This window comes from Benzoatithermus flavus, from assembly GCF_037908215.1.
GTDB lineage: Bacteria > Pseudomonadota > Alphaproteobacteria > Geminicoccales > Geminicoccaceae > Benzoatithermus > Benzoatithermus flavus.
Genome location: NZ_JBBLZC010000087.1, coordinates 1 through 721 on the forward strand (window position 1 = coordinate 1; position 721 = coordinate 721).

2 protein-coding genes are annotated in these 721 nt (G+C 54.6%); both read right to left on the bottom strand.

Features of this window, described 5'->3' with window-relative positions; all coding sequences use genetic code 11:
* Window positions 1–223, bottom strand: a 223-nt coding sequence (locus U1T56_RS24175; RefSeq protein WP_418162046.1) for a helix-turn-helix domain-containing protein, incomplete at its 3' end; no start/stop codon positions are given.
* Window positions 224–305: 82 nt separating this feature from the next.
* A partial coding sequence (gene recO, locus U1T56_RS24180; RefSeq protein ID WP_418162045.1) for a DNA repair protein RecO occupies window positions 306–721 on the bottom strand: 416 nt, incomplete at its 5' end.

The following is a 721-nucleotide window of genomic DNA, read 5'->3' on the forward strand; positions in this document are numbered from 1 at the left end:
ATTTTTTAATCTTATCGGCGAACAGCTGCGTGCCCGTTTTTCCGGTATAAAAATAACCGACGCGCGGCCGCGCTTCCAAATAGCCGGCCATCGTCAAAATCGCGAGATCGGGCCGCAGCGTCGCCCGCGTCAAGTTCAGCTTTTCGGCGATGCTCTCGCCGGTGATCGGCCCGTAGTCTTTGACAATTTGCAAAATTTGTTCCTGGCGTTTATTCAGTTCGATCGTCGCTCACCACCTTGCCAAAAGGTCCCACACGCTATCATCCTTGTTTATATTATACTACATCACGCGTTTACAAGGAAAATTAAGCATCCTGGCCGCTATCGGAGGCGAGTGTGTCTTTGAGCACGCTCATTTGCTGCAAAAAGCGTTTCGCCTTCAGCGACAGGCCGGCATATTCATCGTAGTACGCCGACAGCACCGCCTTCAATTCCGCCTTTGTCGTTTCTTTGACCGAAATCGCGCCCAGCCGGGCAAGATCAATATGGAAAAACAGGCGCAACAGCCGGGCCGACGCCGGCGACAACGGCATCCGGTGCGGGTCGGCCTCCTCGCAGCGATGACAAAGGAAGCCCGCCTCCTTGACCGAAAACGAGACGCTCCCTTCTGTCGCCCCGCAACGCGCGCAACGGTCAAGCACCGGCGGAATGCCGAGCACTGGGAGCATTTTCATCTCATAAATCAACGCCATGATCTCTAAATCGCGCCCTTCGCTCATAT